Source organism: Kitasatospora sp. NE20-6 (assembly GCF_045862635.1).
The window spans coordinates 79,116-104,721 of the sequence record NZ_BPRL01000027.1 but is presented as its reverse complement, the minus strand read 5'-3'; the positions used below and the strand labels follow the sequence as shown (position 1 = coordinate 104,721).

The 25,606-nt window shown below is 76.5% G+C and carries 13 protein-coding genes; 8 read left to right on the top strand and 5 right to left on the bottom strand.

From position 1 onward, the window contains the following. Positions 1 to 5: 5 nt before the first annotated feature. The 8 genes from SNE206_RS20530 (at position 6) to SNE206_RS20495 (ending at position 18,184) form a co-directional block, all read left to right on the top strand. Positions 6 to 1,529, top strand: a complete 1,524-nt coding sequence (locus tag SNE206_RS20530) for a glycosyltransferase (protein WP_407914892.1) — start codon at positions 6 to 8, stop codon at positions 1,527 to 1,529. Beyond that, positions 1,526 to 2,872: a glycosyltransferase family 4 protein gene (locus SNE206_RS20525; RefSeq protein ID WP_407914891.1), complete on the top strand. Its 1,347-nt coding sequence runs from the start codon at positions 1,526 to 1,528 to the stop codon at positions 2,870 to 2,872. The genes SNE206_RS20530 and SNE206_RS20525 overlap by 4 nt, the downstream gene beginning before the upstream one ends. Continuing rightward, complete coding sequence (locus tag SNE206_RS20520; RefSeq protein WP_407914890.1) at positions 2,866 to 4,917, top strand: dehydrogenase E1 component subunit alpha/beta; 2,052 nt, start codon at positions 2,866 to 2,868, stop codon at positions 4,915 to 4,917. The genes SNE206_RS20525 and SNE206_RS20520 overlap by 7 nt, the downstream gene beginning before the upstream one ends. After that, positions 4,914 to 6,200, top strand: coding sequence for a 2-oxo acid dehydrogenase subunit E2 (locus SNE206_RS20515; protein ID WP_407914889.1), 1,287 nt, complete (start codon positions 4,914 to 4,916; stop codon positions 6,198 to 6,200). The genes SNE206_RS20520 and SNE206_RS20515 overlap by 4 nt, the downstream gene beginning before the upstream one ends. Then, entirely contained in the window at positions 6,197 to 8,104 is a 1,908-nt protein-coding gene (locus SNE206_RS20510; protein WP_407914888.1) for a condensation domain-containing protein, read from the top strand. Before SNE206_RS20515 ends, SNE206_RS20510 begins: the two co-directional genes overlap by 4 nt. Continuing rightward, a complete protein-coding gene (locus SNE206_RS20505; protein WP_407914887.1) occupies positions 8,097 to 11,462 on the top strand; it encodes an amino acid adenylation domain-containing protein in 3,366 nt (1,121 codons plus the stop codon). The genes SNE206_RS20510 and SNE206_RS20505 overlap by 8 nt, the downstream gene beginning before the upstream one ends. Then, a complete protein-coding gene (locus SNE206_RS20500) occupies positions 11,459 to 17,128 on the top strand; it encodes an amino acid adenylation domain-containing protein (RefSeq protein ID WP_407914886.1) in 5,670 nt (1,889 codons plus the stop codon). Before SNE206_RS20505 ends, SNE206_RS20500 begins: the two co-directional genes overlap by 4 nt. Before the next feature lie 153 nt (positions 17,129 to 17,281). Beyond that, on the top strand, positions 17,282 to 18,184 hold the full coding sequence (locus SNE206_RS20495; protein WP_407914885.1) for an aminoglycoside phosphotransferase family protein: 903 nt from the start codon (positions 17,282 to 17,284) through the stop codon (positions 18,182 to 18,184). 19 nt (positions 18,185 to 18,203) lie between these two features. Here SNE206_RS20495 and fdhD read toward each other — a convergent pair whose 3' ends face one another. The 5 genes from fdhD to SNE206_RS20470 all read right to left on the bottom strand — a co-directional run bounded on the left by fdhD (position 18,204) and on the right by SNE206_RS20470 (position 25,603). Further along, positions 18,204 to 19,028, bottom strand: a complete 825-nt coding sequence (gene fdhD, locus SNE206_RS20490; protein WP_407914884.1) for a formate dehydrogenase accessory sulfurtransferase FdhD — start codon at positions 19,026 to 19,028, stop codon at positions 18,204 to 18,206. Positions 19,029 to 19,076: 48 nt separating this feature from the next. Then, a complete protein-coding gene (locus SNE206_RS20485; protein WP_407914883.1) occupies positions 19,077 to 21,371 on the bottom strand; it encodes an FdhF/YdeP family oxidoreductase in 2,295 nt (764 codons plus the stop codon). 382 nt (positions 21,372 to 21,753) lie between these two features. After that, positions 21,754 to 22,593 (bottom strand): siderophore-interacting protein, encoded by an 840-nt coding sequence (locus SNE206_RS20480; protein WP_407914882.1) that lies wholly within the window; start codon positions 22,591 to 22,593, stop codon positions 21,754 to 21,756. A gap of 194 nt (positions 22,594 to 22,787) precedes the next feature. Next, the gene (locus SNE206_RS20475; protein WP_407914881.1) at positions 22,788 to 23,873 is read right to left on the bottom strand and encodes an Ldh family oxidoreductase; all 1,086 of its coding nucleotides are present in this window, start codon (positions 23,871 to 23,873) and stop codon (positions 22,788 to 22,790) included. Between the two features lie 20 nt (positions 23,874 to 23,893). Next, a complete protein-coding gene (locus SNE206_RS20470; RefSeq protein WP_407914880.1) occupies positions 23,894 to 25,603 on the bottom strand; it encodes a thiamine pyrophosphate-dependent enzyme in 1,710 nt (569 codons plus the stop codon). Positions 25,604 to 25,606 lie beyond the last annotated feature (3 nt).

Here is a 25,606-nt window from a genome sequence, read left to right as displayed (position 1 = left end):
CCGCCATGGCCCTGTTCCTTCTCGTGACACACGGCAGCGACGGCGACGTCCTGCCGTTCGTGGGCCTGGGCGCGGCGCTCGTCCGCGCCGGCCACCGGGCCGTGCTCCTCACCCACGCGCCGTACCGGGAGGCCGCGGCCGGCGCGGGCCTCGGCTTCGAACCGATCGACGGCGAGGACGCCTTCGAGCGGGTCCTCGCCGACACCCCCCACCTGCTCGGCGGCGCGCAGGCCCGGCTCGGCTGGGACGCCTTCTACCGGCGCAACGGCATGTTCGAGCAGATCGCCGCCGAGTGCCGCACCCTGCGGCGCCTGCACTCCCCCGGCGAGACCGTCCTCGTCGGCCGCCACACCTCGGCCGTCTCCGTGCGCTTCACCGCCGAACTCCTCGGCGCGCCCGCCGCCTGGGTGGCCCTCGCACCCACCCAGCTGATGGCCGCGCCCGTCGCCGCCCACCTCTACGGCACCGAACTCGCCGGCGGCCTGCAGGCCGTCCGCGCCGGTCTCGGGCTGCCGCCGATCCGCGACTGGCGGGCCTGGTTCGCCGCGAGCGACGCCGAGATCGGCCTGTGGCCGAGCTGGTTCGACGCCGCCGGCACCCGCTCGCCGGCCCGGACCGCCCTGACCGGCTTCCCCCTGCCCGACGGCACGGCGGACGCGCTCGGCACCCGGCGGGCCGAGGCGGCGAACGCACCGGGCACGCTGCGGGGCGGCACCCCGGACGGGCCGGCCGACGTGTTCGGCGGTGCCTTCGCGCCCGGTGTCCGGCCCGTCCTCGCCACCGGCGGCACCGGCCGCATGCTGGACCCCGACTACTACCCGGCCCTGGTGGCCGCCGCCGCCGAGACCGGGCTGCCGACCCTCCTGGTCGTCCGGCACCGCGACCTGCTGCCGGCCTCGCTGCCCGACAACCTCCGCTGGTCGCCCGGGCTCAGCTTCGCCGCGGCCGTGCCGCAGGCCGCCGCGGTGGTGCACCACGGCGGCATCGGCACCACCGCGCGGGTGCTCGCCTCCGGCATCCCGCAGGTGCTGATGGCCGACGGCATCGACCGGCCGGACAACGCCGCCCGGCTCGCCCGCTGGGGCCTGGCCCGCACCGTGCCCGCCGCCCGCTGGCGGACGGCCGACCTGCCCGCCGCCGTGCGCGCCGCGGCCTCCGACCACGGCTACCGGGCACGGGCCCGGGCCGTCGCCGGGCTGCCCGACCCGCACGGCGCCCAGGACGCCGCCGCGGACCGCCTGGCCCGGCTGCTCGACCGCACGGAGACCACGGCCCCGGCCGGCTCCGTCCGCGACCGCCTGCGCGACCTGCCACCGGGCGACCTCGAACGGATCCGGGCGCGCCTGCGCCTGAGGCTCGACCGGGCCGCCCGGATCGCGCCGGTCGCCCCGGCACCGCCGGCAGTGCCGGCCACCGGGTCCGCCCCGGCCGGCCGGCCCGCCGCGGTGATCCCCCCGCAGGCCACCGCGCGGACGGCACACCGCGCCGACGACGCACCGGACGGCCTGCTGCAGGGAGTGGAACGGTGAGGATCCTGCTCGCCCAGAACCTCATCCACCTCCCGTCGCACGGCGGCGCCAACCGGTCGAACCGGCTGCTGCTGGAACGGCTCGCCGCACGCGGCCACACCTGCACGGTCGTCGGGCCGCTCACCGGCGCGCTCGCCACCGTGCCGGGCGGCGCGGAGGACGCCGTCCGCGCGCTGACCGACCGGGGCGCCACCGTGCTCTCCGACGGGCCGGACGCCGTCGTCTACACCCACCGGGGCGTCACCGTGCACGCGGTGCGGGCGCCGTCCCTGCTGCCCGGACGGGTCCGGTCGGTCGCGGCCGGGCTGCACCCCGACCGCACGCTCGTCCCCGGCGACGACCCGGGGCACGTCATGCTCAGCGCGGCCCTGGCGGCCACCCCGGACCGGGTCGTCTACCTCGTGCACACCATCCAGCAACTGCCCTTCGGCCCGGGGGCGTTCCATCCCAGCGAGGCAGGCACCCGGATGGTGCGGCGGGCCGCCGCCGTCATGGCGGTCAGCCGGGCCGCCCGGGAGTACGTCCGGCGGCACGCCGGGCTCGACGCCCGGGTGATCCACCCGCAGGTGTACGGCGACGGCCCGTTCCCGGCCCTCGGCCGGTTCGGCGGCGGAGCGGTCACCATGGTCAACCCCTGCGCGTACAAGGGCATCTCGATCCTGCTCGGCCTCGCGGACGCACTGCCGTCGGTACCGTTCCTGGCCGTTCCCACCTGGGGGGCCGACCGTGCGGAGCGGGAGCAGCTCGAACGCCGCCCCAACATCACCGTCGCCCCGCCGGTGGACGACATCGACGAGGTGCTGCGCCGCACCGGTGTCCTGCTGATGCCCTCGCTGTGGGACGAGACCTTCGGCTACACCTGCGTGGAGGCGATGCTCCGCGGCATCCCGGTGCTCGCGTCGGCCGTCGGCGGCCTCACCGAGGCCAAGCTCGGGGTGCCGGGCTCGCTGCCCGTCCGGCCGGTCACCTCCTACCTCCCCGGTGCGGGGTCGGCCCGTCCGCTGCCCGTGGTGCCCCCGCAGGACCTCGGCCCGTGGCGGGAGGCGCTCACCGCGCTGCTCACCGACCGCGGCCACTACGAGGACCTCGCGGCGCGCTCGCGGGACGCCGCGACCGCGTTCGCCACCGGCCTCGACCCGGACGCCTTCGAGCGCTACCTCGCCGAGCCCGTCACGCCCCCGGCACCGCCCGGACCCGGGCAGCCGCCCCCCGCACCCCGCAGCGGCACCGGCCCCGACCGGGCCGCCGTGCTCCGGCTGCTCGCCGCCCGCCGGGCCGCCGCCGGACGCGCGGCACCCGGCGCCGCCCCCACCCAGCCCACCGAGGAGCCGACGCCGTGCTGAACCCCCTGGCCCGCCCCGGGCCCGCCCCCGCCGACGCGGCGCCGGACGGCCCGGCCGACGACGACCTGGCCATGCTGCTCCTGATCCGCCACGTCGAGCTGGCCCTGCTGCGCCTCTTCGGCGAGGGACGGGTCAGCGGCACCACCCACACCTGCCTCGGCCAGGAGTACGTACCGGTGGCCCTGGCCCCCCTGCTCCGCGCCGACGACATGGTGTTCAGCAACCACCGCGGCCACGGCCACTACCTCGCCCTGACGGGCGACGCCGACGGCCTGCTCTCCGAGGTGATGGGCCGCCAGGGCGCGGTCTGCGGCGGTGTGGGCGGCAGCCAGCACCTCTACACCGGCGGCTTCCTCTCCACCGGCGTGCAGGGCGAGAGCCTGCCCGTCGCGGTCGGCGCGGCCCTGCGGCGCAGCCGGGCGGGCGACGGCGCCCTGGCGCTCGCCTTCGTCGGCGACGGCACCTGGGGCGAGGGCGCGGTCTACGAGGCGCTGAACATGGCCGCGCTGTGGCGCCTGCCCCTGGTCGTCGTGGTCGAGCACAACGGCATCGCGCAGTCGACGCCGACCCGGCTGCAGATGTCGGGCACCGTGCGGGCCCGCGCGGAGGCGTTCGGTGCGGCCCACCACCACTCGGCGGAGACCCGCCCCGGCGTGCTGCGCGCCGAACTGCAGCCGCTGCTCGCACGGGTACGGGCGGGCGGCGGTCCGCTGGTCGTCGAGCTGGACGTGCCGCGGCTCGGCCCGCACAGCAAGGGCGACGACACCCGCGACGCCGAGGAGCTGGCGGCGCTGCACGACCGCGACTGGTACACCACCGGCGCGGGCGCGTCGCCCGGGCGGTTCGCCGCGTGGGACCTGCGGCAGGCCGCGCTGGTCGACCGGCTGGTCGCCGAGGTGTCGGCGCGGCCCCCGTCGGACGGGCGGGCCCCGTCGGACGGGCGGGCCCCGGCCGCGCGTACCGGCCGCACGGCGGAGGCCGTCCCCGGACCGGCGGCCGTCGACGACACGCCGCCCCGGCGCGAGCGGGTCGCCGAGAACCTCAACCGGGCCCTGCACAGCCTGATGGAGTCCGACCCCTCCGTGCACCTGCTCGGCGAGGACGTGTCGGACCCGTACGGCGGCGCCTTCAAGATCACGCGCGGCCTGTCGACCCGCTTCGGCGACCGGGTGCGGTCGACCCCGCTGAGCGAGGGCGCCGTCACGGGCGTCGGCGCCGGTCTGGCGCTCGCCGGCGACCGGGCCGTGGTCGAGATGATGTTCGGCGACTTCGTCACCCTGGCCTTCGACCAGCTGGTCAACTTCGCCGCCAAGTCCGTCTCGATGTACGGCCGGAGAGTGCCCGTGCCGCTGCTGGTGCGCTGCCCGGTGGGCGGGCGCCGCGGCTACGGCCCCACGCACAGCCAGAGCCCGCAGAAGCACCTGCTGGGCGTGCCGGACCTCGACCTCTACGAGCTGAGCCCGTTCCACGACGCGGTGCCGCTGGTACGGCACGCCCTGGCCACGGGCACCCCGTCGGTGCTCTTCGAGGACAAGGTGCTCTACACCGAGCGGCGGTACACCGACGGCGTCGTCGACGACGTGCTGCGCTTCCGGCTCGACGGCGGCCCGCTGGGCACGGCGGTGGTCGGCCCGGCCGGCGTGGAGGACGTCGACGCGGTGCTGATCGCACCCGGCGGGCTCGCCCACCGCGCGGTCGCCGCCGCGCGCCTGCTGCTGCTGGAGGACGAGCTCTGCTGCCGCCTGCTGGTGCCCGCGCAGCTCCACCCGCTCGACGCCGACCGGCTCGCCGGGCTGTGCGCCGGGGCGGGCACCGTCGTCGTGGTGGAGGACGGCACCCCCGGGGCCGGCTGGGGCACCGAGGTGGCGCACGCGCTGCACACCCGGCTCTGGTCGGCGCTGCGCGCCCCGGTGCGGGTGCTGAGTGCGGCGGACGCGGTCGTGCCGGCCGCACCGCACCTGGAGGACGAGGTGTTCCTGCAGGCCGAGGACATCCGGCGGGCGGTCCGCACGTCGGCGCAGCACGGAGAGGAACGGTCGCGGTGACCGAGTACCGGATGCCGAAGGTCAACAACAACGACGCGGCCTACACCCTGCTGGCCTGGCTGGTGCCGGACGGCGGGAAGGCCGTCGGGGGCGAGCCGCTGCTGGAGGTGGAGACGTCGAAGGCGATCGAGGAGCTGGCCGCCCCGGCCGACGGCCTGCTGGAGCAGCTGGCCCGGCCCGGGCAGGAGTACGCCCCGGGGGACCTGATCGCCCGGCTGCACGCGGACGCCGGGTCGCTGGAGGCCGTCCGGCGGCCGGCGGCCACCGTCGCGGCGGAGGCACCACCGGTCGCGGCACCGGCCGCGGCACCGGTCACGGCATCGGTCGCGGCATCGGGGGACGCGCCGGCCGGCGGTCCCGGCCCGGTGCTGACCGCACCCGCCCGGGCTCTGCTCGCCGAGCTGGGCATCCCCGAGGCGGAGGCGCTCGCGCTCGGCGTGCCGCTGGTACGGCGGGCCGAGGTGGAGCGGCTGGCGGCGGCCCGTACGGCGGCCGCGCCCGTGGGCACCGGCCTTCGGACGGCAGACGCACGGGCCGCCGCGCAGGCCCTGGACGCGCAGGCCGCACCGGCCGCGCAGGACCCGCCCGGCACCACGGTGACGCCGCTGCCGCGGATCCAGCGGGCGGTGGCCGCCACGGTCACCGCCGCCCACCGCGACATCCCCGCGGCGTTCACCGCCGTGGAGGTCGACGTGACGGAGGCCCTGGCCGCCGGACCCGCCCTCCGTGCGGCCGCCGGCACGCTCGTCGGACTCCCCGAGCTGACGCTCGCCGCGCTCGCCGCGCGCCGCGGCACCGATCCGGCCTGCTTCGCCGCGCTGACGGCGGACGGCACGGCCACCCGGCTGGTGCCCGGCGCGCACGTCGGGGTGACCTTCGACCTGGGCGGCGGGCTGTTCGTGCCCGTGGTGCACGACGCCGACCGGGCCCCCCTCGGCGACCTGGCCCGCACGCTGATGCAGTACCGCATGACGGCGCTGCGCGGCGCCTTCCGCGACCGGGAGCTGCAGGGCGCGAACATCACGCTGACCCTGCACACCGACCCCGGGGTGGCCTTCGCACTGCCGGTGGTCTTCCCCGGGCAGGCGTGCGCGCTGTCGCTGGCGGCGCCCCGCACGGTCGTCCTGCCCGGTCCCGACGGCGGGTTCCGGGCCCGCAGCCTGGTGCACCTCGGCGCCGCCTTCGACCACCGGCTGCTGAACGGCCGCCAGGTGGTGGCCCTGCTCACCGGCGTGAAGGACCTGCTGGAGGCGCCGCTGCGCCTCGCCGGGGAGGACGAGTGACCACGCCCCGCGCCACGGACCTCCCGGCCCCCGGCGGCACGTCCGCCCACGGCCCGACCGGCACCGGCCCGGCGCAGCCGGACGACCGCCGCGGCCTCGCCCTGCGGCTGCTGGCGGCCCGGCGGCAGGCCGCCTCGGGCAGCCGCGGCATCCCGCGGGTACCGCGCGACGGCGGCCCGCTGATCTGCTCCGCGGAGCAGCGCCGGCTCTGGCTGGCCGACCGGATCGGCGGCCCGTCCGCCTCGCCGCCGGTCACCGCGGGCCTCGCGCTGGAGGGTGTGCTCGACCTCGACCGGCTGGCCGCGGCGCTGGCCGCCGTGGTCGACCGGTACCCCGTCCTGCGCACCCGCTACGCGGAGCACGACGGCGAGCCGGTGCAGCTGCTGCCCGGGCACCCCCTGACGTCCGACGAGGCCCGTGCGCTGCTGGAGACGGTGGATCTGGCACCCGTCCCCGCGGAGGAGCGCGAGGCGCTGGCGCAGGCCGTCGCCGTGGAGGCGGGGAGCCACCGCTTCGACCTGGCCACCGGGCCGGTGCTGCGGCTGACGGTGCTGCGGCTGACGCCCGACCGTCACCGGCTGCTGCTGGTCTGCCACCACATCGCGGCCGACGCACGGTCGGCGGCCCTGCTGACGGGCCGGCTGGCCGACGCCTACCGGGCGCTCGGTGCAGCCGACCCGGCCGACCCGGCGGAGCCTGAAGGGCAGGAAGGGCAGGAAGGGCAGGAAGGGCAGGAAGGGCCGGACTACGCGGATTACGCGGTGTGGTCGCGGCGCCGCCTGGACGAGGTGCTGCCCGAGCGGCTGGCCTACTGGCGGCACCGGCTGCAGGGTGCCGCGCCCGTGCTGGAGCTCGGCCTGCCCGCCCCGCGGGAGGGCCGGGCGCCGGCGGGACGCAGTACGGCCTCGGTGACCGTGCGGCTGCCGGCCGGGACGGTGGAGCGGCTGCGCGCGGCCGGGGCGGGCGCCCGGCTGACCGCGCACACGGTGCTGCTCGCCGGGTTCCTGGTGGTGGTGGCGCGCTGCGCGGACCGGCGGGACGTCACGGTGGGCGTGGTCTCGGGCGGTCGGTCGCACCGTGACCTCGACGCCGTGGTGGGCTGTTTCACCGACCTCCTGCCGCTGCGGGTCTCGCTCGCGGACGATCCGGCGTTCCGGGTGCTCGCGCTGCGCGTGCGGGACGCGCTCGCGGCGGGCCTGGCGCAGGCCGCGCCGTTCGACCGGATCGTGGCGGCGGCGGCACCGCGCCGGGCACCGGGCGTGCACCCGCTGTTCCAGGTGCTGTTCGTGGAACGGGACGAGGGCACCACGGTCGTCGGGGCGCCGGACGCGGGCTGGGGTCCGGGGGTGGACGCGCACCCCTGGGGCCAGGAGGTCGACGGCACCGCCTACGACCTCACCCTGGCGGCGGGCGCCGGACCGGACGGCGCGGAGCTGGTGCTGACGTATCCGTGCGCGCGGTACACGCGGAAGGCCGTCACGGGCCTGGCCGAGGCGCTCGCCGAGCTGCTGGCGGAGCTGGCGGAGCGGCCGGACGCCCCGGTGAGCACCCTCCGGACGGCCGAGCCGTGGCGGGCCGCCGGGTCCGCCGGGTCCGCCGGGTCCGCAGGGTCCGCCGCAGAGCCCGTCGCCACGACCGGCGCGACGGCCCTCGCAGCGGGCGGCGGGGGCCCGGTCGGGGAGTTGCGTGCCCTCTGGTGCGAGGTCCTGGGCCGGGCCGGGGTCGGCGACCACGACGACCTCTTCGCCCTCGGCGGCGACTCGCTGGCCGTCGTGCGGATCGCCGCACGCATCGAGGAGCGGTACGGCGTGGCCGTCCCGGCCTCGGCCTTCTTCGAATCCCCCACCCCTGCCGGATTCGGCGCGGTACTCGCCCGTCTCACCGAGGAGCACCAGCATGGCTGACCGCGAGTACCCGCTGACGCCGGGGCAGGAACGGATGTGGTTCCTGCAGCGCGTCGACCCGGCCGACGTGTCGGAGAACCTCGTCACCGTGCGCCGTCTGACCGGCCCGCTCGATCCGGCGGCGTTCCGGCGGGCGGTGGACACCGTGGTCGGCCGGCACGAGCCGCTGCGCGCCTCGTTCACCGAGGTGGACGGTGCGCCGGTGCAGCGGGTCGACGGCGGGGCGCGGGTCGGGGTGGCGGTGCACGACCTGCGGGGGGCCGCCGACCCGGAGGCGGCCGCGGTCGACCGGGCCGGGCGGCGCGGCCTGGAGCCGTACGCGCCGGACCGCGGCCCGCTGCTGCGGGTGGAGCTGTACCGCACCGGGGAGCGGACGCACGTGCTGCTGGTCGCGGCGCACCACCTGGTCTCCGACGGCTGGTCGATCCGGCTGCTGCTCGACGAGCTCGTCACCGCGCACGACGCGGCGGTGGCCGGCCGGGTGCCCCGGCTGCCGTCCGTCGAGGGCGGGTTCGGCGACCACGTGATGTGGCAGCGGTCCCGGGCGGCGGGACCGGCCGCGGACCGGGCGCTGGCCCACTGGTCGGCCGAGCTGGCGGCGCCGCCCGGTCGCGGACTGCCGCCGGCGGCGGCGCCGGCCCGCCCGGCGGCCGACGGCGGCCGGACGACCGCCTGGGTGCGGGCCGGGGTCGACGGCACACTCGAGGCGGCGGTGGAGGGGTACGCCCGCAGCCGCGGGTGCACGCCGTTCATGGCCTGGCTGGCGCTCTACCAGCTGCTGGTGGCCCGGCACACCGGGCAGGACGACCTGGTGGTGGGCGCGCCGACGGCCGGACGCGAGCGCAGCGCCGACGAGCACCTGATCGGGTGTTTCACCGCGGTGCTGCCGCTGCGCGCCGACCTCGGCGGCGACGTCACCTTCGAGGGCCTGCTGGACCGCACCCGGTCGGCCGTCACGGGGGCGCTCTCCCACCCGCAGGTGCCGTACGAGCGGCTGCTCGGCGTCCTGGGGACGGCCCGCGAGGAGGGGCAGCGGCAGCTGTTCCGGCACTGGTTCAACCTGCACACGGAGGCGGCACCGGCGCCCGCGCAGGCTGCCGCCGCACCCGGCACCGCGGCGCCCGGGGTGCTGCGGGTGGAGGCGCTGCCGGGCGAGCCGGCACCGACACCGTTCGACACCGCGCTGGACGCCTGGCCGCACGTCGACGGCCTCCACCTGGTGCTGGGCCACGACCCGGCGGTGCTGGACGGCGCAGCCGCGCAGGCCCTGCTGGACAGGCTGCCGCTGCTGGCCCGGGCCGCCGTGGCGCAGCCCGGCGTGCCGGTGGCCGAGCTGTCGCTGCTGGCGCCCGGGGAGCACGGCGCGCTGCTGCACGGTCCGGCCGGCACCCCGGCGGCGGGTGACGAGGATGCGACGGTGGTCTCGCTGCTGCTGCGGCAGGCCGCCCGTACGCCGGACGCGCCGGCCGTGCGCGACGGCGAACAGGTGCTCAGCTACCGGGAGTTGCTGGTCGAGGCGCGGCGGGCGGCGGCCGCCGTCCGCGCAATGGGAGCGCTCCCAGGAACTCCGGTGGGACTCCTGGGCGAGCGGTCGGCCGCGGTGGTCGCCGGGATCTGGGGCATCCTCCTCGCCGGCTGCGGCTACCTGCCGCTCGACCCCGGCCTGCCGCCCGAACGGGCCCGGGCCATGCTCCAACGGGCCGGCGCCACCGCCGTCCTGACCACCGCCATCCTGACCACCACCGCCACGACCGCCCCCGGCACGGCAGACGCCGGCCTCGGGCTACCGACCGCGACGCTCTCCCCCCGCACCGCCGACCCGGCCGACCCCACCACACCCGCCGATCCGGCCACACCCGCCGACCCGGCCGGGCCCGCGCCCGGCGACCTCGCCTACGTCCTGCACACCTCCGGCTCCACCGGCGAACCCAAGGCGGTGGCCGTCCCCCACCGCGCCCTCACCGCGCGGGTGCGCTGGATGGGCGAGGCCTACGGCCTGGGCCCCGGCGAGCGCGTGCTGCAGTTCGCCGCGCTGGGCTTCGACACCCACGTGGAGGAGATCTTCCCCGCCCTCACCCACGGTGCGGAGGTCGTGCTGCTGCCCGTGCCCGCCGCCGAACTCCCCGACTGGCTGGGCGGCCCCGACGGCAGCGCCCTGACCGTCCTCGACCTGCCCACCGCCTACTGGCAGGAGCTCGTGGCCGCCGGTCCGTCCGTGCCGTGGCCGCCCGCGCTGCGCACCGTGGTGCTCGGCGGCGACCAGGTGGCGGCGGCGTCGGTGGCGGCCTGGCGCGAGCGGTTCGGCGACCGGGTCGACCTGTGGAACACGTACGGCCCCACCGAGGCCGCCGTGATCGCCACCGCGACCCGGCTCGGCGCCGACGACGCCCACGGACGTCCGGGCATCGGCCGTCCGATCGCCGCCACCGGCGCGTACGTGCTGGACGACGGCCGGCGCCCGGTGCCGGCCGGTGTGCCCGGCGAGCTGTGGCTGGCCGGGGCCGGAATCGCCGACGGTTACCTCGGCCGTGCCGACCTCACCGCGGACCGCTTCACCGACGACCCGTACGGACCGCCCGACCCGTACGGACCGCCCGGACCGCCCGGACCGCCCGACCCGGGGGCGTCCCCGGCGGCGGGCCGCGGGCGGATGTACCGGACGGGCGACCTCGCCCGGTTGCGGCCCGACGGCACGCTGGAGTTCCTCGGCCGCCGCGACCGGCAGCTCAAGGTGCGCGGCCACCGGGTCGAACCGGCCGAGGTGGAAGCCGCCCTGCTGCGCCACCCCGGCGTCGTCCGGGCCGTCGTGGACCTGCACGACGATGCGGGCCGGCAGACACTGGCCGCCTGGGTCGTCGCCGCCCCCGGCACCGGGGCACCGCAGCCCGACGCCATGCGGCGGCACCTGCGCGGGCTCCTGCCCGCCCACCTCGTCCCGGACGCCTACGCGGTGCTGGACCGGCTGCCGTTGACCGTCCGCGGCAAGGTCGACCGCGCCGCCCTCCCCGCGCCCGGTGGCGCCGCGGACGGTGCGACCGGCCCCGCCGCCGTCCGCACCCCGCCGCGGACCGACGCCGAACACCTGGTCGCCGAGGTGTGGGCCGAGGTGCTCGGCCTCGAACAGGTCGGCGTGCACGACGACTTCTTCGCCCTCGGCGGCCACTCGCTGCTCGCCGTCCGGGTGCTGGCCCGGCTGCGGGCCGCCCTCGGGCTCGACCTCCCGGTGCGCACCCTGTTCACCGCACCGACCGTGGCCGGCACCGCCGCAGCCGTGGAGGACCTCCTGCTCGCCGAGATCGACGCCCTCAGCGACGACGAGGTGCACGCACTGATCCAGGAAGGGGGCCCGGCGAGATGACCACCGGCGCCGACACCGCACGACCGCACGACGCACGGGCCGAACTCCTCGCCCGGCGGCTGCGCACGGCCCGCACCGCAGGCCCGGTCACGACCGTGCCCCGACGGCCGGAGGGCAGCGAGCCGCCGCTGTCCTTCGCCCAGGAGCGGCTCTGGTTCATGGACCGGTTCGTGCCCGACAGCACCGCCTACACCGTGCCCCTGGTCGTCCGGCTGCGCGGTCCGCTCGACACCGCACGGCTGGTCCGGGCGGTGGAACGCGTCGTCGCCCGGCACGAGAGCCTGCGGATGCGCTTCCCCACCGCGGAGGACGGCACCCCGCGGGTCGTCGTCGACCCGCCCGGCCGTTTCCGGCCGACCGTCCGCACGGCCGACCCGGACCTCGGACCGGAGGCCCGCGAGGAGCAGCTGAGCCGCTGGGTGCAGGAGGAGACCGGCCGGCCCTTCGACCTCGCCGACGGCCCCGTCGTCCGCGCCTGTCTGCTGCAGGCCGCCCCCGACGACCACCGGCTGGTCGTGGTGCAGCACCACATCGTCTCCGACGGGTGGTCGAGCGAGCTGTTCCTGCGCGAACTGCTCGACGACTACCGCGCCGGGCACCCGGCCGACGCCGCTCCGATCGCCGAACCCGCCGTCCGCTACGGCGACTTCGCGGCCTGGCAGCGCCGGCACTACCAGGGCGCCGTCCGCCGGGCCGACCTCGCGCACTGGCGCACCCGGCTCGACGGCGTGCCCCCGCTCGACCTGCCCACCGACCGGCCCCGGCCCGCCGTGCCCAGCCTGCGCGGCGCCGGGCACGGCATCGCGCTCGACCCCGGCCTGAGCCGGGCCGTCCTGGCGCTCGGCGCCGCCCACGGCGCCACGCCCTACATGACCCTCCTCGCCGCGTACCAGGCGCTGCTGGCCCGCTGGTGCGGGCAGGAGGACTTCGCGGTGGGCTCCACCGTCGCCGGCCGCACCCTGCCCGAACTGGAGCCGCTGGTCGGCCTGTTCGCCAACGTGCTGGCGCTGCGCGCCGATCTCTCCGGCGACCCGTCCTTCGCCGCGCTGCTGGCCGGGGTCCGCGACCGGTTCGTGGCCGACCTGGCCCACCAGGACATGCCGTTCGAGCAGCTCGTCGAGGAGCTCGCGCTGCCCCGCGACCCCGGTCGGCCCCCGGTCTTCCAGACCTCCTTCACCCTGCTCAACTACGAACGCGCCGAGGCGTCCGCCACCGGCGGCGACGGCCCGGCGGTGGAGCACCACCCGTTCACCACCGGTTCCACCCGGTTCGACCTGGAGCTGTACCTGCGGCACACCGACGAGGGGCTGCACGGCTTCTTCACCTACAGCTCCGACCTGTTCGACCCGGCCACCCTCGCCCGGCTGGCCGAGCTCTTCCGGCGGATGCTGCAGCAGGTCGTGCTCCACCCCGGACTCCCGCTCTCCCGGCTCGACCTGACGGACGAGGCCGAACACCGCACCGCGCTGGCGGAGTGGAACGGCACCGTCGTCGACCTCGCCCCCGGCACCCTGCACGGGCGCTTCGAGCAGCAGGCGGCCCGCACGCCGGACCGCACCTGCCTCACCGTCGACGCCACCGGCGAATCCCTGACGTACCGTCAGCTCGACTCCATGGCCGAGGCACTGGCCGTCCGGCTGCGCGGCCACGGCGTCGGGCCGGAGAAGATCGTCGCCGTGTGCGCGGAACGCTCCGCCGAGCTCGTCGCCGGTCTGCTCGGCGTGCTCAAGGCCGGCGGCGCCTACCTGCCCCTCGACCCGGACCACCCGGCCGACCGCCTGGCCGGCATGCTCGACGACGCCACGCCCCCGGTGCTGCTCGTGCAGGACGCCGTCCGCGACCGCCTCCCCGCCGAACTGCCCTCCGGCACACTCGTGATCGGCCTCGACGACCCCGCCCTGTGGCAACGCCCGGCCGACGGCGACGGCCGGTCCGCGGGCCGCCCCGCCGGGCCCGACGACGCGGCCTACGTCATCTTCACCTCCGGCTCCACCGGCCGGCCCAAGGGCGTCGTCTGCACCCACCGCGGCATCGACAACCGGCTCGACTGGATGCAGCGCGCCTACCCGCTCGGCCCCGGCGACACGGTGCTCCAGAAGACCCCGGCCGCCTTCGACGTCTCCGTCTGGGAGCTGTTCTGGCCGCTCCGCGAAGGCGCCCGCCTCGTGATGGCCCGCCCCGGCGGCCACCGCGACGGCGCCTACCTGCGCGACGCCGTCGTCCGCCACTCCGTCACCACCGTGCACTTCGTGCCGTCCATGCTCGCCGTCCTCCTCGCCGAGGACGGCGTCGAACGGTGCACCACCCTGCGCACCATGATCTGCAGCGGCGAGGAACTGCCCGTCGACCTCGCCCGCCGCGCGCTCGGCCGCCTCCCCGGCTGCGCCCTGCACAACCTCTACGGGCCCACCGAGGCGTCCGTCGACTGCACCGCCTGGACGTGCACGCCGGACGCCCTGGAGGGGCTGCGCCGCACCCCCATCGGCCGGCCGATCCAGAACATGCGCGTCCACCTCCTCGACCGGCACGGCCGCCCGGTGCCCACCGGCCTGCCCGGCGAACTCCACATCGCCGGGCCCGGCGTGGCCCGCGGCTACCTCGGCAGGCCCGAACTCACCGCCGAGCGCTTCCGCGACGACCCGTGGGGCCCGCCCGGCGCGCGCATGTACGCCAGCGGCGACCTCGCCCGCCACCTGCCCGACGGCACCATCGAGTACCTCGGCCGCACCGACCAGCAGGTCAAACTGCACGGCCTGCGCATCGAACCCGGCGAGATCGAGGCCGCCCTGCGAGCCCTGCCCGGCGTCAGGGACGCCGCCGTGACCGTCCGCGAGGACCGGCCGGGCGACCGCCGGCTCGTCGCGTACACCGTGCCCGACGGCCCCGGCGCCGACACCGGCGCCGCCACCCTCCGCGCCGGGCTGCGCCGTACGCTGCCCGACTCCATGCTGCCCTCCGCGCACGTCACCCTGGACGCGCTGCCCGTCGGCCCGACCGGCAAACTCGACCGCGCCGCACTGCCCGCCCCGGTGCTCGCCCCCGCCACCGGGGAGCGGGCCGAGCCGGCCACCGACGCGGAGCGGGCCGTCGCCGCGGTCTGGGCCGAGGCCCTCGGCATCCCCTCCCCGGGGCTCGACGACGACTTCTTCACCCTCGGCGGGCACTCCCTGCTCGGCATCCGCGTCGTGGCCAGGCTGCGGGCGGCCCTCCCGGGGGCCGCGGCGCTCTCGCTGATGGACCTCTTCAAGCACCCCACCGTCCGCGCCCTGGCGGCGCTGGCCGACACGCCCGCCGCCGACCGCGGCCCCGCCCGCGTCCTGCACGAGCTGACGCCCCGGCAGGCCTGCGAACCGGCCCTCACCCTGGTCTGCATCCCGTACGGCGGTGGCAGCGCCGCCGTCTACCAGCCGCTCGCCGAGGCCCTGCCGCCGGGCCACGCCCTGCTGGCGCTGGCCGGCACCGGCGAGGAGATGGGACTGGCCGAGCGCCGCGCCGCGTTCCCCGAGCTGGTCGCCGCGGCCGTCGCCGAGATCCGTTCGCAGGTACGCGGTCCCGTCGCGCTGTACGGGCACTGCGGGGTCGGCGGCGCCCTGGCCGTCGCCCTCGCGCTGGCCCTGGAGGAGAGCGGGCGGCCGGTCGACGCCGTCTACGTCGGCGGCATCTTCCCCTTCGCCCGGCCCCGCGGACCGCTCGTCCGGCTGCTCGCCCGGCTGGAACGCCTCGGCAGCGACCGGCGCTACCGCGACTGGCTGACCTCCCTGGGCCTCGGCCTGGACGAGGTCGACCCCGAGCAGGCCCGCCGCATGGTGCACGACCTGCGCACCGACAACATCGAGGCCGAGGAGTACTTCACCGCGCTGCTACGGCGCCGGGTGACGCCGCTGGCGGCGCCGGTGATCTCCGTCGTCGGCGAGCGGGACGACATCACCTCGTACCACGAGGAGCGGTTCAGGGAGTGGCACTTCGTCACCGGCACCACCGCCCTGGTGGTCCTGGACGAGGCCGGGCACTACTTCCTCAAGTACCGCGCCGAGGAGGTCGCCGCGATCGTCACCGGGGTCCACCCCGCCCTGGCTGCCGACCGCACCCCTGCGGCCACCGGACCGGCACCCGGACCGGCCGGCGCACCCGAACCCACGCCCACGCCCGAACCCGAACCCGGGCCGACCGCCGGACGGCCCGGCACCGCACCCCCGCGGGCCTGGCGCCTCGCCGACGTGTCGAGCAGCACCGTCACCACCACCGCCACCGCACAGGACACCGCCACCGCGCAGGACACCGCCCCGGCGACCGGCCCGTCCCCGCGCGGCGGCCGGCGCAGGCCCCCGGCGCCGGGCATGCCGCGCTTCCTCGCCGTGGCGGCGGGCCAGCTGGTCTCCATGGCGGGTACCGCGACCACCGAGTTCGCCCTGCCGCTCTGGCTCTACCTCAGCAGCAACTCGCTGCTCCAGCTCGCCCTGCTCTCGTCGCTCGCGCTGGTGCCCGGCCTGCTGGCGGCCCCCGTCGCGGGCACCGTCGCCGACCGGTACAGCCGGCGGGCCGTCATGATCACGGCCGACGCGGCCGCCGGACTCACCCAGGCCGCGATGCTCGTGCTGCTGCTCGCCGACGCCCTCGCCAGGCCGGCGGTCTACGCCCTGATGACGGTGCTGTCCGTCGCCCTGACGTTCCAGCGGATCGCCTACTCCTCCGCCGTGCCCCAGCTGGTGCCCAAGCGGTACCTGGGCCACGCCAACGGTCTCGTCCAGGCGGCCGGCGGCATCGTGCAGTTCGCCGTGCCGCTGGCGGCCACCGCGGCCCTGGCCACGGTCGGGCTGCGCGGCATCCTGATCGCCGACGTCTGCACGTACGTGGTGGCGGTGGCGGTGACCGCCTCGCTGCGCTTCCCGCGGAGCCTGGGATGGCGCCGCAGGGAGAGCATGGGCGAGGAGATCCGGGCCGGGTTCCGGCTGGCGACGGGTACGCCGGGATTCCGCGCGATGCTGTTCTTCTTCGCCGGGACGAACCTGCTCGTCGGTCCGCTCTTCATCTTCTTCCAGCCGCTCGTCCTGGGCTTCGGCACCCTGGCGGACGTCGCCCGGGTGTCGCTGGCAGGTGGTCTCGGCATCATGGCCGGCGGCACCCTCATGGCGGTCTGGGGCGGCCCGTCGCAGCGCAGGATGCACGGCGTGCTGACCTCCTTCCTGCTCCTCGCCGCGGGCTGCCTGGTCACCGGACTGCGGCCGTCGACGGCGGTGGTCGCGGCCGGTGTGTTCGGGATGTTCCTCGGGCTCACCGTCATGAACACCATCTACGCGACGATCGTGCAGGTGAAGATCCCGGCCCGGTTCCACGGCCGCGCGTTCGCCGTCAACACGGTGTTCGCGTGGTGCACCATGCCGATCGGCTTCGTCGTGCTGGGGCCGGGCACGGCCGCCCTGCTCCAGCCCGCCCTGGATCCGGGCGGCGCGCTGGCCGGCACCGTCGGCCTGGTGGTCGGCACCGGGCCCGGCCGCGGCCTCGGCCTCACCTACGTGCTGTTCGCGCTGGTGCTGGCCGCGGTGGGCCTGCTGGCCCGGCGGATCACCGTCCTCGCCCGCTTCGACCGGGACGTGCCCGACGCCCGCCCCGACGACCTCGTCGGCCTGGACGCGCTGCAGGAGCGGGCCGCCGCCGGGCGGCCCTGACCACCCGCCACCCGCCACCCGCCGGCCGCGCGCCGGGGCACGGCGCGGCGCACCGGAGGGCGGCGGAACGGCCGGGAGGATCAAAGCGGTTGACGGGCGGGGTGTCCGGCCGCTTGCATCGACCCCGGCCGCTCCCCCGCCCGGAAGGTCCCCATGAGCGCTCCCCGGCTGCACGCCGACGAGATCACCGTCGACCACGCCCTGGTACGGGCACTGGTCGCCGCGCAGTTCCCGCAGTGGGCGGGGCTCCCCCTCGCCCGGGTCGAACCGGGCGGCACCACCAACGCGATGTACCGGCTCGGCGACGGCCTGGCCGTGCGCCTCCCCCGCACCGCGGGGGCGGTCGGCGACGTGGAGCGGGAGCACCGGTGGCTGCCGCTGCTGGCACCGCACCTGCCGGCCGCGGTCCCGGTGCCGCTGGGCCGGGGGGCGCCGGGCGAGGGCTATCCGCTGCCGTGGTCGGTCTACCGCTGGCTCGACGGGGAGACCGTGGCGGGCGGCCGGGTCGCCGAACCCGCCCTGCTCGCCGCGGACCTGGCGGCCTTCCTCGCCGCCCTGCACCGGATCGACCCCGACGGCGCGCCGGTCTCGTACCGGGGCGGTGCGCTCGCCGCCCGGGACGCCGGCACGCGGGCCGCGATCGGGCGCCTCCGCGGGACGGTCGACACCGCGGCCGTGACCGCCGCGTGGGAGGAGGCGCTGCGGGCGCCCGCCTGGACCGGCCCGCCCGTCTGGATCCACGCCGACCTGCAGCCGGGCAACGTGCTGGTCGCGCACGGCCGCCTCGGCGCCGTCATCGACTTCGGCTGCCTGGGGCTGGGCGATCCCGCCGTCGACCTCATCGCGGCCTGGTACCTGCTGCCGGCCGGCGCACGCGACGTCCTGCGGGCCGGTACGCGGGCCGATGCGGCGAGCTGGGCCCGGGGCCGCGGCTGGGCGCTGTCGATCGCGCTCGACGAGCTCTGGTACTATGCGGAGACCGACCCGGGCATGGCGGGCACCGCGCGCCGTGTCGTCGGGCAGGTCCTCGCCGACCGGGCGCACGGCGGCCGATGACGCCACCGGCCGGCCGGGTTCACGCCTCCAGGCGGTGGGCGCCGGTGTAGACGTTCATCGACGTGCCGCGGAGGAAGCCGACCAGGGTCAGCCCGCACTCGGCGGCCAGGTCGACCGCCAGCGAGGACGGCGCGGAGACCGCCGCCAGCACCGGGATCCCGGCCGTCACGGCCTTCTGCACCAGCTCGAAGGAGGCCCGGCCGCTCACCATGAGCACGGTGTCGCGCAGCGGCAGCAGTCCGCCGCGCAGGGCGTGCCCGACGACCTTGTCGACGGCGTTGTGGCGGCCCACGTCCTCGCGCAGGCAGAGCAGTTCGCCGTCGGCGGTGAAGAGCCCGGCGGCGTGCAGGCCGCCGGTGCTGTCGAAGACCCGCTGCGCCGCGCGCAGCCGCTCCGGGAGTGCGGCCAGCACCTGCGGTGCGAGGTGCCGCGGCCCCGGTCCGAGGGCCCAGGCCGCGGTGGTCCGTACGGCGTCGAGGCTCGCCTTGCCGCACACGCCGCACGAGGAGGTGGTGTAGAAGCGGCGTTCCAGCGAGGCGTCCGGGGGCTTCGTGCCCGGGGCGAGGACGACGTCGACGACGTTGTAGGTGTTGGCGTCGCCGTCGGTGGCCCCGGCGCAGTAGCGCATGCCCGCGATCTCGTCGGTGCGGTGCACCGCGCCCTCGCCGACGAGGAAGCCGGCCGCGAGGTCGAAGTCGTGGCCGGGGGTGCGCATGGTCACCGCGAGCGGGCGGCCGCCCACCCGGATCTCCATCGGCTCCTCGCCGGCGAGGGTGTCCGGCCGGAGGGTGCGTACGCCGTCCCGGATGCGCAGCACGCTCCGTCGCGCGGTCGATCGGGCCATGGGCGTCCTCTCCTGTGCGGCCGGGCCCCGGGCGGGGGCGCGGCGCCGTCAGCCTCCGGCGGACGCCGGCTCCAGCCGGACGACGATGCCTTTGGAGGTGGGGGTGTTGCTGATGTCGGCGACGCTGTCCAGCGGTACGAGGACGTTGGTCTCCGGGTAGTAGGCGGCGGCGGAGCCGGGCGGCGTGGGGTAGGCGACCACCCGGAAGTTCCGGGCCCGCCGTTCGACGCCGTCGTGCCAGACGCCGACGAGGTCCACCTCGGCGCGGTCGGCGAGGTGCAGGGCCTCCAGGTCGGCGGGGTTGACGAGCACGACGCGGCGGGCGTGGTGGATGCCGCGGTAGCGGTCGTCCATGGCGTACGGCACGGTGTTCCACTGGTCGTGGGAGCGCAGGGTCTGCAGCAGGAGGTGCCCGGCGGGTGCCCGGAGCATGGTGAACGCGTTGCGGGTGAAGACGGCCCGGCCGCTCGGGGTGCGGAAGACGCGCGCGCCGGCGGGGTTGGGGAGCCGGAAGCCGCCGGGGACGGCGACGCGGGTGTTGAAGTCCTCGAACCCCGGGACGACGCGGGCGATCCGGTCGCGGACGGTGCCGTAGTCGGCCTCGAACTCCTCCCACGGGATGCGGGGGGTGTCGCCGAGGGTGCGGCGGGCCAGCCGGGCGATGATCGCGACCTCGCTGAGGAGGTGGCCGGAGGCCGGTGCGAGGCGGCCGCGGGAGAGGTGCACCTCGCTCATGGAGTTCTCGACGGTGACGAACTGCTCGCCGGCGGCCTGGACGTCGCGGTCGCTGCGGCCGAGGGTGGGCAGGATCAGCGCGGTGTCGCCGCAGACGGTGTGCGAGCGGTTGAGCTTGGTCGAGATGTGCGCGGTGAGGCGGCAGCGCCGCATCGCGCGTTCGGTGGCGTCGCTGTCGGGGCTGGCCCGGACGAAGTTGCCGGCGACGCCGAGGAAGACGGTGGCGCGTCCGTCGAGCATGGCCCTGATGCCGTCGACCGAGTCGAGGCCGTGGGCGGTCGGCGGGGTGAAGCCGAACTCGCGGCCCAGCGCGTCGAGGAACGGCTGCGGCATGCGTTCCCAGATGCCCATCGTCCGGTCGCCCTGGACGTTGCTGTGGCCGCGCACCGGGCAGACGCCCGCGCCGGGGCGGCCGATGTTGCCGCGCAGCAGGAGGAAGTTGACGACCTCGCGGATCGTCGGCACGCCGTGCTTGTGCTGGGTCAGCCCCATCGCCCAGCAGACGATGACGCTGCGGCTGGCGAGGACCTCCCGGTGCACGTCCTCGATCTCCTCGCGGCGGAGCCCGGTGGCGGCGAGGACGTCGTCCCAGCCGATGGTGCGGGCGTGGGCCGCGAAGTCGTCGAATCCGGTGGTGTGCTCCTCGACGAACGCTCGGTCGAGCACGGTGCCGGGGGCGGCGTCCTCGGCCTCCAGGAGGAGGCGGTTGAGGGCCTGGAAGAGGGCGAGGTCGCCGCCGGGCCGGATCTGGAGGAACCGGTCGGCGATGGCGGTGCCGCGGCCGAGGATGCCGCGGGCCTTCTGCGGGTGCTTGAACCGCATGAGGCCGGCTTCGGGGAGCGGGTTCACCGCGATGACCCGGCCGCCGTTGCGCTTGGTCTCCTCCAGGGCGGAGAGCATCCGCGGGTGGTTGGTGCCGGGGTTCTGTCCGACGACGAGGACGAGGTCGCTGTGGTGGATGTCGTCGAGGGTGACGCTGCCCTTGCCGATGCCCAGGGTCTCGTTGAGGGCGGAGCCGCTCGACTCGTGGCACAGGTTGGAGCAGTCGGGCAGGTTGTTGGTGCCGTAGGCGCGGGCGAGGAGCTGGAGGAGGAACGCGGCCTCGTTGTTGAGGCGCCCGGAGGTGTAGAAGAGGGCCTGGTCGGGCGAGTCGAGGGCGTTGAGCTCGGTGGCGAGGAGCCCGATGGCCTCGTCCCAGCCGATCGGCTCGTAGTGCCCGGCGCCGGGCCGCTTGACCATGGGCTCGGTGAGCCGGCCCTGCTGGTTGAGCCAGAGGTCGGACTTCGCGCCGAGGCCGGCGACGGAGTGCCGGCGGAAGAAGTCGCGGGTGACCCGGCGGGAGGTGGCCTCGTCGGCGATGTGCTTGGCGCCGTTCTCGCAGTACTCGTTGCGGTGGCGGTCGGCGGGTCCGGGGTCCGGCCAGGCGCAGCCGGGGCAGTCGGTGCCGCCGGCCTGGTTGACGGTCAGCAGCGTGAGGGCGGTGCGGCGGACGGTGGTCTGTCCGAGGGCGTAGCCGAGGGCGTGGGTGACGGCGGGCAGGCCGGTGGCCCAGGTCTTCGGCGGGGTGACCGTCAGGTCGTCCGTCGGGTCGTCGTCGGTGGCGCTCATGGCCCCGTTCCTTCCGTTCTGCTGCTGCCGGGTGCCGTCCGGCGGTGCGGCGGCGAGGGGGGAGGGGGAGGCCGGGTGGGGCGCCCTGGTGCCCGGCGGGATCGGAACGGGCACCAGGGCGGTGTGCGGCGCCTGCGCGGCGGGGTGTTGCCCGCCGGTCCCGTGGCTGTCCGGGCGCGGGACCGGCGGGCGGTGAGGGTGCGGCAGGTGGTCCGGGGGTGTGACAGGTGGTCGGGGGTGTGCGGCAGGTGGTCTGAGGGTGCGGCAGGTGATCGGGGGTGTGCGGGCCCGGTACGGGGGCCGGTCCCGCACCGCCGGTGCCGCGGGGGCCGGCGGTGCGGGCGGTCGGGCGGCTGCGGGGGTGCGTCCCGGTGGCCGCCCCTCAGGACGTGGCGGTCTCCTGCTCCGCCTCGACCTGAGCGTTCCACTGCCGCTTGGAGGCCTGCCAGCCGTCCTCGTCGTGGCCGAGGCGCCAGTATCCGGAGATGGACAGGTCTTCCAGCGGGATCTGCCGTTCGGTCCGCAGGTGGCGGCGCAGCTCCTTCACGAAGCCGGCCTCGCCGTGGACGAACGCGTGCACCCGGCCCTGGGGGAAGTCGAGGCCGCGGACGGCTTCGACGAGGGCCTCGCCGACCGGCCGGTTCCCGCGGTGGAGCCAGACGACGTGGACCCGGGAGTCGGTCTTCTGCTCCTCCTCGGGCCCGTCGACCTCGACGAAGGCGTGGACGGTTGCGCCGTCGGGCAGTGCTTCGAGGGCTGCGGCGACGGCGGGCAGGGCGCTCTCGTCGCCGGCCAGCAGGTGCCAGTCGGCGGTGGGGTCGGGGGTGTATCCGCCGCCGGGTCCGTTGAAGCGGATGGTGTCGCCGGGGCGGGCGCGCAGGGCCCAGGGGCCGGCGAGGCCCTCGTCGCCGTGGAGGACGAAGTCGACGACGAGTTCGCGCTGTTCGGCGTCCCAGGCGCGCACCGTGTAGGTGCGGGTGGTGGGCCACTGCTCGCGCGGGAAGTCGGCGCGGATCTGCTCCATGTCGAAGGGCTCGGGGTAGGTCACCCCTTCGGCCGGGAAGAGCAGTTTGATGTAGTGGTCGGTCGAGGTGCCCGCCGTGAACGCGGCGAGCCCTTCGCCGCCGAGGACCACGCGCTGCATGTGCGGGGTCAGTCGTTCGGTGCGGATGACCTGTGCGGTGTGCGGCTTGCGGGGCCTGCGGGCCGGTCGCTCTGCCATGGCTCTCCCTCGCATCAATTACTTAGGCTCACTAACTTACCACTTGCGGCCGTCGATGCGTCGGGCCGCCGGGGCGGGTGGCCCGGGCCGCGCCGGCCGGCAGGGGAGCACCTGCCGGCCGGCGCGGGCCGATCCGATCCGGACCGGACCGGACCCCGGGCCGGGGAGCGTGAGCGGCGCCGACCGCTCCCCCGCTAACGGACGGCGGGGGTACCGGCCGCGGGCGGGGTGACGCCGAACTCCTCGGCTCTCGCCAGGAGTTCGCTCCACACCTTCGGTGCCACCGGCACCCCGGTGCTGTCGCGCTCCGCGGCCACCGCGGCGCTGCGCTCGCCGGGGTAGAAGACGCCCGCCGCACCGTCCGCCGGGGTCAGGTTCTTCACCGCGGCGAGCGTCGCGTCGACGTCCGCCGTGAAGATGCCCGCCTCGCCGAACGCCGCCGGGTCCAGCGCGATCAGCAGGGCGTTCTGCCGGTGCTTGCGGCCCTGCGGGTCGTCCGAGTGGAAGGACGAGAAGATCGGCGCACCGACGAGCACACTGGTCAGCAGCTCGAAGGCGAGCGACATGCCCGACCCCTTGGCGCCGCCCAGCGGCAGCGGCATGACCGCCAGCTCCGGGTCGGTGGTGGGGGTGCCGTCCTCGGTGGCCGCGGCGCCCTCGGGCAGCGGCGTGCCGCTGGCCCTGGCCTGCCGGATCCTGCCGAGCGCGACGGTCGCGGTGGCCATGTCCAGCAGCAGCGGGGCGTGGTCGGCGGCCGGCACGGCGATGGCGAGCGGGCTGGTGGCCACGGCCGCGCCCTTGGCGCCGGTGTAGCCCATGTTCGGCATGCCGGCGACGTAGCCGATGCCGACCAGGCCCTGCTCGGCGATCCGGGACACGTAGTAGCCGATGGCGCCGGTGTGCACCGTGCGGCGCACGCCGACGGCGGCGATGCCGTTCGTCCGGGCGCGGGCCACGGCCTCGTCGGCGGCGGCGGTCAGCGCCACCGGGCCGGGTGCGCGGTCCGCGTCCAGCACGGCGGCGGCGGGCGTGGAGGACTCGACCGTGATCTGCGCGGCGGCGTTGGCGACGCCCTTGGCGAGGAGGTCGAGGTAGGCCGGCACGCGGGCGATGCCGTGCGACTCGACGCCGCGCCGGGCGGCCCAGACGAACACGTCGGCGGTGGTGCGGGCGTCGTCCGCGCTCAGCCCTCCCTTCTCCAGGAGGGCGGCGGAGAAGGTGCGGAGGTCCTCGGCGGGGACGACGACCTTCCCCGGCTTGGGGGTGGGGGTGTCGGACATGGTGGCGGAAGCCTCCTGGGTCAGCGGGTGACGAGGACGTCGACGACGGCGGTGGTGCCCTCGGTGACCGCCTTGAGCGCGCGCTCCAGGGCGGGCACGAGCGCATCGGTCGTGTCGACGGTCTCGGTGTGCATGCCGAACGGCTCGGCGAACGCCGCGAGCCGGGGCAGGCGGTGCAGGTCGGTGCCGAGCCACTCGCCGGTCTCGGCCGCCGCGCCGTCGGGGTAGAACCTGCGGTGGTTGAGGTTCATCGACTTGTAGACACGGTTGTTGAAGACCACGATCAGCACCGGCAGTCCGTACGCCTTGGCGGCGTCGTACGACTGGATGACCGGGTTGTAGGCGAACGCGCCGTCGCCGATGGTGAGCACCACCGGGCGCTCCCCCGAGGCGAGCTTGACGCCGAGCGCGACGGCGATGCCCTGGCCGAGTCCGCCCTGCACGTAGAAGTACGAGTCGGGGGTGGACGTCTGCACGTGGCGCTTGACGACCCGGCTGTGCGTGATCGTCTCGTCGACGACGATGCCGTCCCTGCCGTCGAGCAGCCGGCGCAGCGTCGCGGCGACGAGCACCGGGTCGACGCCCTCGCTCTCCGCGGCCTTCGCCTCGGCGCGGACGACGGCGGCCTGCTCCGCCACGTACCGCTCGTCCTGCGCCGTGCGGCGCGCGGCGACGGCGTCCGGGTCGAGGTTCGTCGCCCGCCGGGCGAGCTGGCGCAGCGTGTTGGTGACGTTCCCCTCCAGGTACCTGTCCGCGAACAGCACCTGGTAGACGACGTGCGGGCGCTGCGGCACCTCGTCGATGACGACGATCCGGGCCTTCGAGGGCTTGCGGCTCGGCGGGTAGAACGGGACGCGGCAGTTGACCAGCAGGATGAGGTCGGCCTCGTCCATCCAGGGCCCGATGTCGCTGCCGGCGTGCAGCGGGTGGTTCCGCGGGAAGTTTCCGCACACCGCCGAGTCGGGCTCGACGACCGGGATGTTCCACGCCTCGGCGAAGGCCACGAGCGCCTCGAAGCCGCCGGCCTCGCGGCCGGCCGTCTCCGTGACGATCACGGGGTTCCTCGCCTCGCGGATCATCTCCGCGACGGGGTCGACCTCCTCGGGCGAGCTGTGCGTGGAGCCCGGCCGGACGATCTTCTTGGCCTCGCGCCCGTCCCAGTCCTCCAGGAGGATCTCCAGCGGGACGTTCAGGTACGCGGGCCCCGCGGGTGCCCGCCAGGCCAGCTCCGCCGCCCGGGTGATCATGGTCGGCAGGGTGTGGACGCTGGCGGCCTCGGTGGCCCACTTGGTGAACGGCTGGGCGATGCCCTGCGGCCCGCCCACGATCGACAGGTTCCGGTACCACTGGCCGCCCGGGTCCTGCCCGGGGCCGTCGCCGTAGGTGCTCGACTCCGAGGAGGTGACCACCATCGGGACGCCGGCGAGCAGGGCGCCGTGCACGGCCATCGAGCCCTGCAGCAGCCCGGGGGCGGCGTGCAGGAGCACGCCCTGCGGGCGCCGGGTGACGAGGCCGTACCCGGTGGCCATGCCGACCGCCACGGTCTCGTGGGTGAGGTCGAGGTAGTCCGGCGCCGGGTCACCGTCGCGGTGACGCCGGGCCAGGGACTCCCACACCGGGGCCCATTCGGACCCCGAGGAACAGAAGAGGTAGTCGGCGCCGACGGCGTTGAAGGCGGAGACGACGGCGTCACCGCCGTCGGCGCCTGGCGTGTTGTTGGTGTCCGTCATCTC

What these genes read in the sequence shown, in the direction of transcription:
- SNE206_RS20530 (WP_407914892.1), top strand. Translation starts at nt 6, where the DNA reads ATGGCCCTGTTCCTTCTCGTGACACACGGCAGCGACGGCGACGTCCTG.
- SNE206_RS20500 (WP_407914886.1), top strand. Translation starts at nt 11,459, where the DNA reads ATGACCACCGGCGCCGACACCGCACGACCGCACGACGCACGGGCCGAA.
- SNE206_RS20505 (WP_407914887.1), top strand. Translation starts at nt 8,097, where the DNA reads ATGGCTGACCGCGAGTACCCGCTGACGCCGGGGCAGGAACGGATGTGG.
- SNE206_RS20480 (WP_407914882.1), bottom strand. Translation starts at nt 22,593, where the DNA reads ATGGCAGAGCGACCGGCCCGCAGGCCCCGCAAGCCGCACACCGCACAG.
- SNE206_RS20475 (WP_407914881.1), bottom strand. Translation starts at nt 23,873, where the DNA reads ATGTCCGACACCCCCACCCCCAAGCCGGGGAAGGTCGTCGTCCCCGCC.
- SNE206_RS20485 (WP_407914883.1), bottom strand. Translation starts at nt 21,371, where the DNA reads ATGAGCGCCACCGACGACGACCCGACGGACGACCTGACGGTCACCCCG.
- SNE206_RS20495 (WP_407914885.1), top strand. Translation starts at nt 17,282, where the DNA reads ATGAGCGCTCCCCGGCTGCACGCCGACGAGATCACCGTCGACCACGCC.
- SNE206_RS20470 (WP_407914880.1), bottom strand. Translation starts at nt 25,603, where the DNA reads ATGACGGACACCAACAACACGCCAGGCGCCGACGGCGGTGACGCCGTC.
- fdhD (WP_407914884.1), bottom strand. Translation starts at nt 19,028, where the DNA reads ATGGCCCGATCGACCGCGCGACGGAGCGTGCTGCGCATCCGGGACGGC.